Raw genomic sequence first — 14,637 nt, forward strand, 5'->3', positions numbered from 1 at the left:
TAGCACGAGAGGGGGAAAGACTATGAAACGCATATTAGTCATAGAAGATGATGAATTAATTGCCGCGCTGGAGCGGGATTTTCTGCAGAACAATGGATTTGAAGTCACGGTGGCCCGCGAAGGCCGGCCGGGACTCCGGGCGCTGGAACAGATGGCTATCGATGCCGTCGTCCTCGACGTCCACCTGCCCGATATAAACGGCTTTGACCTGTGCCGTGCCATCCGTGAAAAATACGATATTCCCGTCATTTTTGTGACAGCCAGCGGCAGTGACGAAGACCAGATCAGAGGGCTGGCCCTGGGTGCCGATGACTATATCATCAAACCGTTCAATCCGTCGGTCATGGTAGCCCGCATCAAGGCCCATATGGTGATGCATGAACACCTGCTGGCCGGGGCACACCTGACGAAAGATGAAGCCGTGCCGGACATCCAGAGCGGAGATTTGCGCATCTATATCCGCCGCCGGCAGGTATTCCGGGGACAGACGGAAATCCCGCTGACAGGGAAAGAATTCAATCTCCTGTTATATCTGGCCCAGCATCCCAATCAGGTTCTTTCAAAAAAAGAACTGTTTGAAAAAATATGGCATCTCGACGCCCTGGGAGAAATGGCTACGGTCACGGTCCATGTCAACCGCCTCCGGGACAAGATGAATATAGTGGAACCGGAATTTACAGCCATTGAAACCGTCTGGGGCAATGGCTACCGCTTCCGTCTCGAAAATTAAATTTCCTGAAAAGGGGTGAAGCTTATGACGGCGGGAAAAGCGAACGCCTGTGTGCTGGCTGCCGGCGCCATGTGGGGAACGATTAGTATTTTTATCCGCCACCTCGACGGAGCCGGGTTATCGGCATTGCAGGTCTGCCTGATCCGTACCCTGCTGGCGTGGCTCATTACCGGGGCCTTCCTGGCCATCCGCTCACCGCAGCTGCTTTCCATCCGCCTGCGCGACTGCTGGTACTTTATCGGTACGGGCGTCATCAGTTATACCTTATTCAGTACGTGCTATTTTATGGCTGTCGCCATGAGCCAGGTGTCGGTAGCGGTCATGCTGTTGTATACATCGCCTGTTTTTGTCACCCTTCTTTCAGCGGTGATCTTCCATGAACGGATGACGCGCCGGAAATGGCTGGCCCTGGTGTGTACCGTTACGGGCTGCGTTCTCGTGGCAGGCGTCTTCCAGGGGCATCTGGCCGTACCGCTTCCAGCACTGGCCCTGGGGCTGGCGTCGGGATTTCTCTACGCCCTGTATTCCATTTTTGGCCGCTTTGCCCTGAGCCGCTACGACCCGCTGACCGTTACCTTTTATACCTTTACCTTTGCTACGGCAGCGATGCTTCCTCTGGGCCATCCCCGCTATATCTTTGCAGTACTGATGGGAGACCCGTCCCTCTGGCTCTGGGTTACGGGAATCGCCGTCGTCTGCTCGGTCCTGCCATATTTTCTCTATACGGTTGGACTCCAATATATGGAATCGGGAAAAGCCGCCATCATGGCGACCATCGAACCCTTCGTAGGATCGGCTGTGGGCATCTTCTTCTTTGCCGAACCCCACGGCCCGCTGAAACTCATAGGCATGGCCCTCATCCTGGGATCGGTCATCATACTGAATAAGAGATAGTGAAAAGATAGTGAAAAGATAGTTTGATGTTTGATGTTTGATGTTTGAAGAAAAAGCATAGAAAAAGATAGTTAAAAGCGAACCCCCCTGGGAGCTGTCTGCTTTTGTACAGCTCCCCGGGGGGTTCGCTTTGTGTTAGTTTTTAGGTACGAATGTCGGTTTGAAGTGCCGTATAGCATGGCGTCCTCTGCTTATCGCAGGGACGGCAAAGATTCGCTATCCGTCGAACCGCTCTTTTCATCAAACCTCAAACTACAAACTATCATCTTCTATTCCCGTTCGTATTGCTGTTTTTCTGGGTCTGATTGCTCTGACGGGTCTGCTGCTGGCGCAGTTGTTCCCGTTCTTTATCGAGGCGGGCTTTTTCCTGGGCTAGTTCACGGCGGTGGGCTTCGACTTCCGCCCTGGCCCGTTCGTCGGCAGCGGCCTTTTCTTTTTCGGCTTCGGCCTTGGCCTCGAGGTCGCCAAATTCTTCCTTGAATTTGGCTTCGTAGAGGCTGGCCTTTTCCGGATACATGGTGCGCAGTTTGTTTAGGAGGGTCATTTTGGCGTCATCGCCACGGTCGCCCAGGGTCTTCAGTGCCTGGTATTCTTCGTAATAGGCCAGCCACTGGCGCATGCGCGGGGCATCCGTACTGGTATAGGAGCTGAGGCTGAGGAAAGCAAAGACGGCCGTCAGCACCAGACAGATAATGGTTTTGGCCATGATTCAGGCCCTCCTTTCTTTCGGACTTTTGGCGGCGGCGTGCAGGGCCGAGGCGGCCGAGCTGGCTGTCATGCCGGCAAAGAGGATTGTCAGGAGAAGGAAGATCATCGTCTTGCCGGAAATGGGCGGCATGGGGACGAGGCCGAAAAAGAGGTACGACGGCATGGCGACGAGGAACAGGCAGGCGATGATGGCCAGAAAGAGGACGGCGTAGATCATGCCGCTCAGGACGGAGAACAGCGTCCCGATGATATCAAGTACCGGCCGGGCTGCGGCCTTTCCGGCGCGGCTGAGGGAATCGTCCTTATCCCATTCAAAGTCTTCCCCTGCAGACGGGCGGCGGCTGCGTCCCCGGCGCCGCGGCCTGCGGCTGTCGTAATATCCGTCATCATCATAAGAACGGCGATTCTGCGGCGGATTTCCGTTATCGTAAAAGGTATCGTCCCAGCTCTTGCCATCGCGGTAATACTGCTGGCTCTGGGCACGGCGGCGCAGCCGGTCCGGATCCTTTTCCCAGTCGTAGGGCGCGGCATTGCGGCGCTGGCTCCGGGGCGTATCGTAATCATCGCCGGGAAGACGGGGATTGTCTTCGGGGATGATGGGCTTGCCGATGTAATAACGGTAAATATTTTTTGGTGAACCGAGTTTGACACATATTTCCTCTTCCGATTTCCCCTCTTTGGCACCGAGGCGGAACTGTTCTTCACAGTCCTCGATGATGCCCTTCAGGTCGTCTTTATCGGCCTTGCGGAAATAGTATTTCAACAGGTCCATAAATTCAGACTTTCGCATGGATTCCTTACCTCTGTTTTAACACATACTCTTCGTAACGCTGATGAAACCGGGCGCCCCATTGCCAGCAGACGACTCCCAGGACCATGATGGCCAGGATGAGGAGCAGAATGACGGCGGCCGGGACGTGGGGCAGGAAAGAAATCGCTGCCAGCGGCTCTTTTTCCATTGCAATACAAAAAGCGACCCAGGCCAGAAGGGCCACGCAGACGGCGGTACAGCAGCCGCCCAGCGTATACAGCATGAGATAGGCTGCGCGCAGGGTCCGGGGACGGGGTGAATCTGCCATGATAGGACTACCTCCCAGAAATATAATCAGAAATGAGCGTATTTTTCCTTGTATGGCGTACGCTGCTCACACTATACTATCACATAACGGCCTTCCTTTCCAGTATTCCGTGGAAAGGGGCCGGCAGCCTGTCTGCCGGGAGAGTCGTTTTCCCTTTGGCTTGCATCCCGCCCGTATTTGAAGTAACATAATGTATCATAGACTGCACGAGGCAGTAAAGGAGGTACTTGTTATGGCAGATTTTGTCCGTTATCAGATCGGGGATGTAGTCCAGCTCAAAAAATCCCACCCCTGTGGTTCCAATGAATGGGAAGTGCTGCGCATCGGCGTCGATTTTGTCATCCGCTGCTGCGGCTGCGGCCACCGGGTCATGGTGCCGCGCCCGAAATTTGAAAAATCGGTCAGGAAAATCATCCGTCGTGCCACACCGGAACAAGATGGGTAAATTTTTTGAAAAAGGGCTTTTTATTTGCTGTGATTTGTGCTACAATTCTAATCAGTCGTTCTTCATTGCTTTACTTCGGTAAAGCGATAAAGAAATAAAGCAAATACATAGTATGCAAGGAGTGCATAAAGATGCTCAGTAATACACTGGATGGAGTCAAGATGCTCCATCACGATGAAATGCGGAATTATGACCGCATCCAGGGAAAACTCGTGTCGGTCATCATGAATCACGGCTGCAAAATCATCGAAACGCCAAGTTTTGAAGATTATGATGTATACCAGCATTACTTTCCCCAGCTGCGCCAGCAGATGGTCAAGACCATCGATACGGACGGCCGGGTCCTGGTCCTGCGGCCTGATGTGACCGTGCCTCTCGTCGAAACGGCAGCGCGGGAATTTCCCCGGGCCAACCAGCTCCTCAAATTCGGCTATGTCAGCACAGTATTCCGGGAATATTTTGGCCGGTCTACCTATGGCAAGGATTTCCTTCAGGGCGGCATTGAAATCCTCGGCGATCCCAGTCCTGAATGCGATGGGGAAGTCATCGTCATGGCGGCGGAAATCCTCAAAGCCGTCGGCGTGGAACATATCCGCATTGACATGGGGACGGCGGCCTATACCCAGGCCCTGTTCGACGGACTGCCCCTGGAAGAAGCTCAGAAGCAGACACTGCGCCAGTATATGGCAGAGCGCAATCTCGTCGCCTTTGGCAAGTACCTCTCGGGTCTGTCCCTCGATAGCGAAGCCCGCAAGGCCCTGGAAGCCATCCCGGTCCTCTTCGGCCCCTATGCGGAAACGCTCAGCAAGGCCCGCGGCTACTGCATCAACAGCGGCATGCGCAATGCCCTGACGCGGCTGGAAAAAGTTTACGACTACATCCTCTATGCCGGTTATGCCGACAAGGTACAGCTCGATTTCGGCTTTACCAGCACCCTGGGATATTATACGGATATGGTGTTCAAAGTCTACGTGGACGGCGCCCTGTACGATGTCATCGACGGCGGCCGCTACGACAAATTATCGGCCCAGTTCGGTGTAGACCGGCCGGCCTGCGGATTTGGCATGAACATCAACCTTCTCTACGAATTCATGAGTGACGCCGGCCTTCTCGAAGACGCCCAGCCCAGTTTCCAGCTGGCCGTCTCCTATACGGACAGTGACCAGACGCTGATCCGCGACCTCATGCAGTGGCGTCAGCGGGGCTTCCGCGTCGCCGCCTATCCCGACTCGTCCTTTATCGACAGCGGTGATTACAGTATCCACGCCGTATACCGCAATCACAGCTATTATAAAGACGGCCGCGAAATGAGCGCACACGATCTGGAAGACATGATGAGGGGGCTTTGAGATGTCCATACATATAGCGCTCGCCAAGGGGCGCATCCATAAAGTAGTTATGAAATATCTGATGGAAAGCGGCTATGAATTTCCATCTTATTCGGAAGACAGCCGCAAACTCATCTTTGAAGATGCCGGCCATACGCTGAAGCTGACACTGGTCAAATCGCCCGATGTGGCCGTCTACGTCGAACGGGGCGCTGCCGACATCGGCATCGTCGGGGAAGATGTCCTCATCGAAGACAATGCCGGCGCCAACGTCTACGAAGTACTCGATATCGGCATCGGCCGCTGCAACATGGCCGTAGCCGGCGTCAAGGGAAAGAAAGTGGATATGTCCCGGCGCATCACGGTCGGGACGAAATACCCGCGCATCGCCCGGAAATATTTTGAAGAAAATCATCACAGCGTCGATATCATCAAGCTCAATGGCTCAGTCGAACTGGCACCGCTGGTCGGCCTGTCCGATGTCATTGTCGATATCGTCGAAACAGGGAATACCCTGCGGGCCAACGGGCTGGAAGTCCTGGATTATTTCATGGATTTCAGTGCCCGCATGATCTGCAATCCCGTTTCCTTTAAGATGAAATATGATGAAATACATACGCTGATCGATGTCATCAAGAAGAAAGAAATCCGATAAGACCGCTACCAGAGGGGGAGATATACATGGAATGGATAGAAGTGCCCGATGACGGGCTGACGCTGCAGGAAATACGGAATATCACCAAACGGAGCCAGGCAGAAAACGCCGGTATCCGCCAGAGTGTGGAAGATATCCTCACGGCTGTACAGGAAGAAGGCGACCGGGCCGTGCGGGAGCTGACAGAAAAATTCGATGGTGTGCGCCTCGACAGTTTCCTGGTCACGGCAGAGGAAATCGAGGAAGCAGCCCGCAAGGTCGGGCCGGAATTCATGGATATCCTGACGGAAGCGCGGGATAATATCCGGGCCTATCATGAACGGCAAAAACAGGAATCGTGGATGGATACCTTCCGCGACGGCGTGCGCCTCGGAGCCCGGTATACGCCCATCCAGCGGGTCGGCGTATACGTGCCGGGCGGTACGGCTGCCTATCCCTCGACGGTCCTCATGGACGTCATCCCGGCCGAAGTGGCCGGCGTGCCATCCATCGCCGTCTTTACACCGCCTGCCAAAGACGGGTCAGTCAATCCCTACATCCTGGCCGCTGCCCACGTAGCCGGTGCTACGGAAATCTATAAAGTCGGCGGCGCCCAGAGCATCGCCGCTGCCGCCTTTGGCACGGAAAGCATCCCGCCGGTCTTTAAAATCGTCGGCCCCGGCAATGCCTACGTCGCCATGGCCAAGCGCCTCGTATTCGGCACCGTCGGCATCGACATGATTGCCGGTCCCAGCGAAGTGGGCATCCTGGCCGATGAAAACGCCAATCCCGTATGGGTGGCAGCAGACCTTCTGGCCCAGGCCGAACACGACCGCCGGGCCGCCGTCTTCCTGGCCACGCCGAGTGCCGCCCTGGCATCGGCCGTCGAAGGGGAAGTGGAAAAACAGCTGGCAGAGCTGCCCCGGAAGGATATTGCCGCTGCATCCGTAGCCGACCACGGCAAAATCTTCATTACCAAAGACCGGCAGCAGGCCATCGATATCATGAACCTCATCGCCCCGGAACATCTGGAAATCGATTTCCCCGATGCTGAGCAGTATGTGGATCAGATCCAGAACGCCGGCGCTATTTTCATCGGACCCTATACGCCGGAACCGATCGGCGACTATTTTGCCGGTCCGAATCATACCCTCCCGACCATGGGGACGGCGGCCTTTTCCTCGCCCCTGGGAGTCTATGATTTCGTAAAACGGAGCAGTCTCCTGTCGTATAATAAAGAAGCCTTTGACAAGGTGGCAGAAAAAGTCATCCGCTTCGCCAATGTAGAAGGATTGCAGGCTCACGGCCTGGCTGTAAGGAGGAGAATCGATGAAAACTGAATGGCTGCGTCAGACCATACGCGATTTTGAACCGTATAAGGTACCGGAAATACAAGAACATACGATTATTAATGCCAATGAAAGCCCCTATAATATCCTCGATTTCCCATCGGTCCGGGCCGATTTCCTGAAAGGTCTGGATGAAATCAAAAGTTACCGCTATCCAGACCCCTACGCCGAAGACCTGCGCAAGGCCCTCGCCGGGTACGTCCACTGCCGTCCCGGCCAGATTCTGGCTACCAACGGCGGCGATGAAACGATCAGTCTCATCCTGAATACGTTTATCAACCCCGGTGACACCGTGCTGGTCCATACGCCGACCTTTGACATCTACGGCATCGACGCCACGGTCCTCGGCGCCCGCGTCGTCCACGTACCCGACGATGACGGATACTGCCGCAATGCGGAAAAACTGCAGCAGGCCATCGCCGACATGCAGCCGAAAGTGACCTTCGTCTGCAATCCCAACAACCCGACGGGCAGCATCTGGCCCGTTGCGGTCATTGAAAAACTGTTGCAGACGGCAGACAATATCGTCGTCGTCGATGAAGCCTATCTGGAATTTTCCGGACAGGACAGCGTCATTCCCCTCATGGACCGGTACGACAACCTCATCGTCATCCGCACCCTGTCCAAAGCCTTTGGCCTGGCCGGATTCCGTCTGGGCTACGGCGTGGCCCGGGAAGACGTCATCGACGCCCTGTCGCTGACCAAGCTGAGCTATCACCTCAACAGCGTTACCCAGCTCATGGGCTGCGTGGCCATGAAACACCGTGATGAAATCCTCGGGCACAACGTCCCGCCGACTATCGGAAACAGGGACTATCTGGAACGGGAACTGAGCGGCTTTGAGGGCGTCACGGTCTATCCCAGCGCGACCAATTTCATCCTCGTCCGCGTCCCCGACGGTCCGGCCCTCATCGCTGCTATGAAAAAAGCCGATATATGCGTCCGCTTTTACAGCGCCAAAGACCTGCAGAACTGCATCCGCCTCACCGTGACGACCCGCGATGTGGCCGACCGGATCCTCGCCGTGTTCCGCAGCCTCTACAAGGAGGTGGCCGGCCGTGCGTAATGCGTCTGTCAACAGGGAAACGGCAGAGACACAGATTGCCGTTTCGCTCGAACTCGATGGGGAAGGGACCTTTGTCGGCTCGACGGGCATCGGCTTTTTTGACCACATGCTCAATCTCCTGGCCTGCCACAGTGGCATGGACCTGTCGCTTCACGTCCACGGCGACCTCGACGTCGACACCCATCATACACTGGAAGACCTGGCCATCGTCCTGGGCGATGCCCTCACCCAGGCCCTGGGCGACAAGAAAGGCATCAACCGCTATGGCATGTTCTACTGCCCCATGGATGAAGCCCTGACGCGGGTCGTCATCGATCTCAGCGGCCGTCCCTATCTGGTCTATGATGTGAAACTGGCGGTCGAACGGATTGGCACCTTTGAAACGGAAATGCTGCAGGATTTCCTCTACGCCCTGGCTGTCCACGGCAAAATGAACCTGCACGTGACCAATCTGTACGGCACCAATGCCCATCACATCGTCGAATCGGTATTCAAGGGTCTGGGCCATGCACTCCGTCAGGCCGTTGCCATCGAAGGCAATGCCGACAGCGTACTTTCTACCAAAGGGGTGTTATAAGATGAAAATAGCCATCATTGATTATGAAATCGGCAATCTGGCCAATGTATACAATGCCTGGCGCCGCCTCGGCCAGGATCCGGTCATCACCCGCGATCCCCAGGTCATCCGCGACGCGGCCCTGGTGGAACTGCCCGGTGTCGGCGCCATCCGCGACGCCATGGCCAATCTGCAGAAATTCGACCTCATTCCGCTTTTGACCGGACAGGTACAGGCGGGAAAGTTCTTTATGGGCATCTGCCTGGGCATGCACGCACTCTTTGAAACCGATTACGAAGGCGGCAAATACGACTGCCTGGGTTTCCTTCCCGGCGAAGTCGTACCATTTCAGACGAAGCTCAAAGTACCCCACATGGGATGGAACGAACTGGAATTTTGTCAGCCCCACTGGCTGCAGAAAAATCTTCCCGCCCATCCCTACGTCTACTTCGTTCACTCCTACCACAAGACGCCGGCCGATACGCCCGACGTCATCGCGACCGCCGATTACGACGGACCGGTCCCGGCTATCTGCGGCAGGGACAACGTCCTGGGCATGCAGTTCCATCCGGAAAAGAGCGGTCCCGTCGGAGCACAGCTCCTGCAGAATGTCTTAGATTACGTACAGAAGGGATGATAGTATGATCGTACTTCCGGCTATAGATATACAAAACGGCCATGCCGTCCGCCTGCGCCAGGGCGTAGAGACAGACAGCACGACCTATTTTGATGATCCCGTCGAAGCCGCCCGGAAATGGGCCGACGGGGGAGCTCAGTTTCTCCACGTCGTCGATCTCGACGGAGCCTTCAAGGGCGACCGCTGCAACGCTTCGGTCATCGGCCGCATCTGCGACGCCGTCGATATCCCCGTAGAAGTGGGCGGCGGCATCCGTAGCGAAGAAGCCATCAACACCTATCTCGAACAGGGAGTGGCCCGGGTCATCATCGGCTCCAAGGCCGCCGAAGACGAAGCCTTTACCCGCGAAATGGCAAAGAAATACGGCTCGGAACTGGTCGTTTCCATCGATGCCAAGGGCGACACGGTCGCGACTCGCGGCTGGGTGGAAGGGAGCGACAAGAAAGTCCTGCCCTTTGCCAGTTTCCTCATTTCCATTGGCCTCCGGACCATCGTCTACACGGATATCAGCCGCGATGGCATGCTCACCGGCCCCAATCTGGACATGATGGAACAGCTGCAGCATCTGCCGTACATCCGCCTCATCGCCTCGGGCGGCATCAGCAGCATAGAAGACCTGAAGACGCTGCAGAATATGGGTGTCTACGGGGCCATTACAGGCAAGGCCCTGTACGAAGGCCGGATTACGATGGAACAGATCCGAAGTCTGGGGGGACGGTAAATGCTGGCAAAACGTATTGTACCATGCCTCGATGTGCGCGACGGACGCGTCGTCAAAGGCAAACAGTTCAAGAATATACAGGACGTAGATGACCCGGTGAAACTGGGGAAATTCTACTCCGATCAGATGGCGGACGAACTCGTTTTCTACGATATCACCGCTTCATACGAAAAACGTCATATCTTCATCGATGTCGTCCGGGCCGTAGCGGAAGAAATCAACATTCCCTTTACCATCGGCGGCGGCATCAGCAGTATCGACGATTTCCATCAGGTCCTGCGGGCCGGTGCCGACAAGGTTTCTGTCAATTCGGCAGCTGTACGGCGGCCGGAACTCATCCGTGAAGCGGCAGAACGCTACGGCAGCCAGTGCGTCGTCCTGTCCATCGATGCCAAGCGCGATGGTCAGGGCAGCTGGCAGGTCTACGTCGATGGCGGCCGCAAGAATACCGGCCTCGATGCTATCGCCTGGGCCAAGCAGGGCGTTGCTCTGGGAGCCGGGGAAATCTGCATCAATTCTATGGATTCGGACGGTGAAAAATCGGGCTTCGACCTGGCCCTCAACCACCGCCTGTCCACGGAACTGCCCGTGCCCATCATCGCCTCCGGCGGGGCCGGCACAATGAAAGATTTCAAGGACGTCTTCGACGCCGGTGCCGATGCCGCTCTGGCTGCATCGGTATTTCACTTCGGCCAGATCGCCATCCCGGACCTCAAAGCGTATCTTCAGGGCGAAGGAATTCCCATGAGAGGGGCAGAAAAATAATGGAATATGTAGATATACAGAATATCAAATTTGATGAAAAAGGCCTCGTGCCGGCTATCGTACAGGAAGGCCGGAGCGGAAAAGTCCTGATGATGGCCTACATGAACGAAGAATCGCTGAAAAAGACCCTGGAAACGGGGCGGACCTGGTTCTACAGCCGCAGCCGCCAGAAACTCTGGAACAAAGGCGAAGAATCGGGCCATTTCCAGGACGTGCAGGCTATCGCCGTCGATTGCGATGCCGATACGCTGCTCATCACCGTCAATCAGACGGGAGCCGCCTGCCATACGGGGCACAAATCGTGCTTCTACCGGGGCCTTGCCGGCAAAGACGAAACATCCTATGCGGGCAGCCTGTCCATGATGGCCGACCTGCAGGATGAAATAAAGGAAAAACGGGTCCATCCGACGGAAAAATCCTATACGGCCTATCTCCTGCAGACGGGCATCGATAAAATCGGCAAGAAAATCGGCGAAGAAGGGGCAGAAGTCATCATCGCCGCCAAAAACGCCGATCCCGTGGCTGGAGAACAGAACGAAGAAGCGGACAATCTGCGCCTGGAAGTGTGCAAGGAATCGGCCGACCTCCTGTATCATCTGGCCGTGCTCTGGGAAGATACGGGCGTGACCGTCAACGATGTCATGACCATCCTCGAAGGGCGGAGCCATGTCAAAGGCAATAAAAAAACCGTCGGCCATCAGGACAAGACATTTTGATTACAAGGTGAAATAAAATGAAGAAAGTAATTTTTGATGTCGATGGCGTGCTTCTCAGCGAAAAACGCTATTTTGACGTATCGGCCCTGACTCTCTGGGAATGGTACAACAGCCCTTTGTACATGGGGCTGTCCCAGGAACCGGTCCGGGCCAATCTGACAGAAGAGGAAATACGGGACCTGCGGGCCCGTTACTGGAAAGACGATGAAATCCTGCAGTGGCTCAAAGGCCATGGCGTCAACGACAACTGGGATATGGTCCACGCTCATATTTTCGTGACCCTCTGGCTCATGCTGGAACAGTATGCGGCGACGACAGGACAGATCCGCCGCCTCTCCTTTGACACCCTGCGCGGCGTCCGCCTGGCAGGTATTTTCCTGAAAAACTGCGACATGCCTACGGCCAGCGATGTACTGGATGTCCTCAGGGATACCGTCCCCGACGGCGCCAGCAAGGACCAGGTCTTTGAATACCTGGGCAAAGCCGCCGGCGAATCGAAGGGCGGACAGGCCCTCGTACCCTATGCATCCCTCGACTCCTTTCTGTGGCATCTCCACGTGGACTGCTTCCAGAACTGGTATTTCGGCGACGACCTGTACCGGGAAACGTACGGCAGGGAACCGGATAACCCCGGAAAAATCGGTTTTCTCACCAACGAAGCCCCCCTGGCCGATCCGGATGATATCCGTCACCTGTTCCAGGAACTGAAGCGCCGCGGCTATGACATCGCCATCGCCACCGGCCGCAGCCGCCGGGAAATGGAAATTCCCTTCCGCCACTACGGCTGGTATGACGAATTCGATCCTCTCTACATCTCGACTTCGACCGACGTCGACGAAGCGGCGGCCCTGCTCCACCGCTCCCTGGACAAACCCAATCCTTTTGCTTATTACCTGGGAGCCTTCGGCCATTACCCGGACCGCTACGCTGATTACGCAGATCATCCGGATACGTTCAAACAGGGGACCTATTACGTCGTAGGCGACTCCCTGGCTGACGTATGGTGTGCCAGATCCATGGGCGCCGTCATGATTGGCACCCTCACCGGCCTCGACGGCCAGAACGCCCGGGCCATGTTCGAAAAAGAAGGAGCCGACCACATCGTAAACAACGTCATGGATATACTGGATGTATTGAAGTGAAAAGATAGTTTGAGGTTTGAAGTTTGATGAAAAGGCCGCGGAAGGGGTGCCGGCCGGGAAGAGCCGTTGGTCGTAGTTCGTTCGTCGAAGCCAGTTCGACGAACCGACTATTTTTATACAAAACTTAGCGATTAAGCACCGCGACGACTGGCGTTTTACGTCAGGCATCGTTGGCGGGTCCGTCAGATGCAAGGAGGATGGAAGGAGGCGTAGCGGGGCTACGCTGACTGACGACGACGTGGCAGATGATGGGCACGCTGACGAGGCATAGTAAAAAAGCCAGACGCCGCGGTGCGTAGAAAGGGTGGTTATTGTGAATCAGATTCAGGAACTGGCAAAGAAATATCAGGATACGGTCGTATCGTTGCGGCGGGAGTTCCACCGCCATCCGGAACTGAGTTTCCAGGAAGTGGAAACGACGAAACGGATTGCTGCCGAATTGGACAAACTGGGGATTCCCTATGAAATCAACCCGGAAAAGAATACGGGCCTCGTCGCCTGCCTCAAAGGCGGAAAACCTGGCAAGGCCGTAGCACTCCGCGCCGATATCGACGGGCTGCCGGTCAAAGAACTGACAGGCCTTCCCTTTGCTTCGGAAAACGAAGGCAAAATGCATGCTTGTGGTCATGACAACCACATCGCCATGCTCCTTGGGGCGGCGTACATCCTCCACGAAGTACAGGACCAGATCTGCGGCACGGTCTATTTCGTTTTCCAGCCGGCAGAAGAACTCTGCGCCGGTGCGGAATACATGCTGCGCTTCGGCGACTGGTATGATAAAATCGGCTCCATGTACGCGGCCCATGTCTGGTTCGACATGCCTGCCGGCAAGGTCAATATCCAGGCCGGCCCCCGCTTTGCCGCCGGCACCCATTTCTACATCGACGTTCACGGCACGGGCTGCCACGGATCGCTGCCTCATCAGGGCATCGATGCCTCGGTCGTAGCGGCGTCTATCCTGCTCAATATCCAGACCATCGTATCCCGCCGGGTCAGCCCCCTCGATTCGGTTGCTCTGACCATAGGCACTGTCCGGAGTGGCACGGCCTTTAATATCGTCTCCGGCGAAGCCCATATGGAAGGGACATGCCGTTATTTCCTGCCGGAAACGGGCAAACTGCTGGAAACGATGCTGAGCGATATGGTCCGCGATACGGCTCATCAGTACGGTGCTACCGCCGATTTCCACATGGATCTCATCGCCCCGCCGACTATCAATGACGCAGCCTGTGCCGGGCTGGGAGCCAAAGCGGCGGCCAAAGTCGTAGGCGAAGACAACGTCGTCCCCATGGAACACACCATGGCCTGCGAAGATTTTGCCTTCTATACGGAAAAGAAGCCCTGCTGCTACGGCATCGTCGGCATCCGCAATCCCGAAAAAAATGCCATGTATCCCCAGCACAGCAACCGCTATACCGTCGATGAGGACGTGTTGGGAAACGGCGCCGCTATCTTTGCCCAGTATGCCCTCGACTGGCTGGAAGCCAATAAATAATAGAATTACATTCCATCCATCATCTCCTTGTAAATCCGGGGATGATGGATTTTTTATTTCCTGCCATAGAAGACAGAATATGACAGGAAATAAGAGACTTCACTCAGATACGGGCAGAAGAAATAAAATTAGAATAAAGTTCTAAAATTGTATTGACAGAGCCTGGCGCCTGTGGTAAACTTACACCATCAACTGAACAACAGGCAATGAAGAGAAGAGTACAGAAGCAGGAATGGCCCAGAGAGTCTCCACATGGTGGGAGGAGATGCAAGACAGCTTCTGGAAGATGGCCTCTGAGCCGGCAGGTCGAATAGTGAGACCGCCCGGGTGCACCCGTTACTGTGCTGGAGTATTGAGGGCCTGTGGCCTGCG

At 55.6% G+C, this 14,637-nt stretch carries 17 protein-coding genes and 1 other annotated feature (1 of these 18 running past the window's edge); of the genes, 14 read left to right on the plus strand and 3 right to left on the minus strand.

Annotated elements, in window-relative coordinates:
- Positions 1-22 precede the first annotated feature (22 nt).
- Positions 23-730, plus strand: coding sequence for a response regulator transcription factor (locus tag ACGTIC_RS03415; RefSeq protein WP_059076063.1), 708 nt, complete (start codon positions 23-25; stop codon positions 728-730).
- Between the two features lie 24 nt (positions 731-754).
- Positions 755-1,624, plus strand: coding sequence for a DMT family transporter (locus ACGTIC_RS03420; RefSeq protein WP_113855378.1), 870 nt, complete (start codon positions 755-757; stop codon positions 1,622-1,624).
- Positions 1,625-1,886: 262 nt separating this feature from the next.
- Here the strand turns inward: ACGTIC_RS03420 and ACGTIC_RS03425 are convergent, their stop codons facing one another.
- From ACGTIC_RS03425 to ACGTIC_RS03435, 3 genes are read right to left on the minus strand one after another with little or no spacing between them, the layout of a single operon-like run.
- Positions 1,887-2,330, minus strand: a complete 444-nt coding sequence (locus ACGTIC_RS03425) for a hypothetical protein (RefSeq protein WP_113855379.1) — start codon at positions 2,328-2,330, stop codon at positions 1,887-1,889.
- Positions 2,331-2,333: 3 nt separating this feature from the next.
- Entirely contained in the window at positions 2,334-3,122 is a 789-nt protein-coding gene (locus ACGTIC_RS03430) for a DUF1700 domain-containing protein (RefSeq protein WP_075581931.1), read from the minus strand.
- A 7-nt stretch (positions 3,123-3,129) separates the two neighbouring features.
- Positions 3,130-3,411, minus strand: coding sequence for a hypothetical protein (locus ACGTIC_RS03435; protein WP_059076067.1), 282 nt, complete (start codon positions 3,409-3,411; stop codon positions 3,130-3,132).
- 232 nt (positions 3,412-3,643) lie between these two features.
- Here ACGTIC_RS03435 and ACGTIC_RS03440 point away from each other — a divergent pair, with 232 nt between their 5' ends.
- From ACGTIC_RS03440 to ACGTIC_RS03495, 12 genes are all read left to right on the plus strand, one after another.
- Positions 3,644-3,856, plus strand: a complete 213-nt coding sequence (locus ACGTIC_RS03440; RefSeq protein ID WP_059076068.1) for a DUF951 domain-containing protein — start codon at positions 3,644-3,646, stop codon at positions 3,854-3,856.
- A gap of 131 nt (positions 3,857-3,987) precedes the next feature.
- On the plus strand, positions 3,988-5,205 hold the full coding sequence (locus tag ACGTIC_RS03445) for an ATP phosphoribosyltransferase regulatory subunit (RefSeq protein WP_059076069.1): 1,218 nt from the start codon (positions 3,988-3,990) through the stop codon (positions 5,203-5,205).
- A 1-nt stretch (position 5,206) separates the two neighbouring features.
- Complete coding sequence (hisG, locus tag ACGTIC_RS03450) at positions 5,207-5,839, plus strand: ATP phosphoribosyltransferase (RefSeq protein WP_059076070.1); 633 nt, start codon at positions 5,207-5,209, stop codon at positions 5,837-5,839.
- A gap of 26 nt (positions 5,840-5,865) precedes the next feature.
- A complete protein-coding gene (hisD, locus tag ACGTIC_RS03455) occupies positions 5,866-7,158 on the plus strand; it encodes a histidinol dehydrogenase (protein ID WP_113855380.1) in 1,293 nt (430 codons plus the stop codon).
- A complete protein-coding gene (hisC, locus tag ACGTIC_RS03460) occupies positions 7,148-8,233 on the plus strand; it encodes a histidinol-phosphate transaminase (protein ID WP_113855381.1) in 1,086 nt (361 codons plus the stop codon). The genes hisD and hisC overlap by 11 nt, the downstream gene beginning before the upstream one ends.
- A complete protein-coding gene (hisB, locus tag ACGTIC_RS03465; protein WP_372237432.1) occupies positions 8,169-8,810 on the plus strand; it encodes an imidazoleglycerol-phosphate dehydratase HisB in 642 nt (213 codons plus the stop codon). The genes hisC and hisB overlap by 65 nt, the downstream gene beginning before the upstream one ends.
- Position 8,811: 1 nt before the next feature.
- Complete coding sequence (gene hisH, locus ACGTIC_RS03470) at positions 8,812-9,426, plus strand: imidazole glycerol phosphate synthase subunit HisH (RefSeq protein ID WP_059076074.1); 615 nt, start codon at positions 8,812-8,814, stop codon at positions 9,424-9,426.
- Between the two features lie 4 nt (positions 9,427-9,430).
- Positions 9,431-10,147, plus strand: coding sequence for a 1-(5-phosphoribosyl)-5-[(5-phosphoribosylamino)methylideneamino]imidazole-4-carboxamide isomerase (gene hisA / locus ACGTIC_RS03475; protein ID WP_113855382.1), 717 nt, complete (start codon positions 9,431-9,433; stop codon positions 10,145-10,147).
- Entirely contained in the window at positions 10,148-10,912 is a 765-nt protein-coding gene (gene hisF, locus ACGTIC_RS03480; protein ID WP_059076076.1) for an imidazole glycerol phosphate synthase subunit HisF, read from the plus strand.
- Positions 10,912-11,628 carry a bifunctional phosphoribosyl-AMP cyclohydrolase/phosphoribosyl-ATP diphosphatase HisIE gene (gene hisIE, locus ACGTIC_RS03485; protein ID WP_059076077.1) on the plus strand — a complete coding sequence of 239 codons (717 nt, stop codon included), beginning with the start codon at positions 10,912-10,914 and terminating at the stop codon, positions 11,626-11,628. Before hisF ends, hisIE begins: the two co-directional genes overlap by 1 nt.
- A 17-nt stretch (positions 11,629-11,645) precedes the next feature.
- Positions 11,646-12,770: an HAD family hydrolase gene (locus ACGTIC_RS03490; protein WP_257536630.1), complete on the plus strand. Its 1,125-nt coding sequence runs from the start codon at positions 11,646-11,648 to the stop codon at positions 12,768-12,770.
- A gap of 313 nt (positions 12,771-13,083) precedes the next feature.
- Positions 13,084-14,265: a M20 family metallopeptidase gene (locus ACGTIC_RS03495; RefSeq protein WP_257536631.1), complete on the plus strand. Its 1,182-nt coding sequence runs from the start codon at positions 13,084-13,086 to the stop codon at positions 14,263-14,265.
- 197 nt (positions 14,266-14,462) lie between these two features.
- Positions 14,463-14,637: a binding site (T-box leader), on the plus strand (it continues 69 nt past the right edge of the window).

The organism is Megasphaera hexanoica (genome assembly GCF_043520715.1).
Lineage (GTDB): Bacteria > Bacillota > Negativicutes > Veillonellales > Megasphaeraceae > Megasphaera > Megasphaera hexanoica.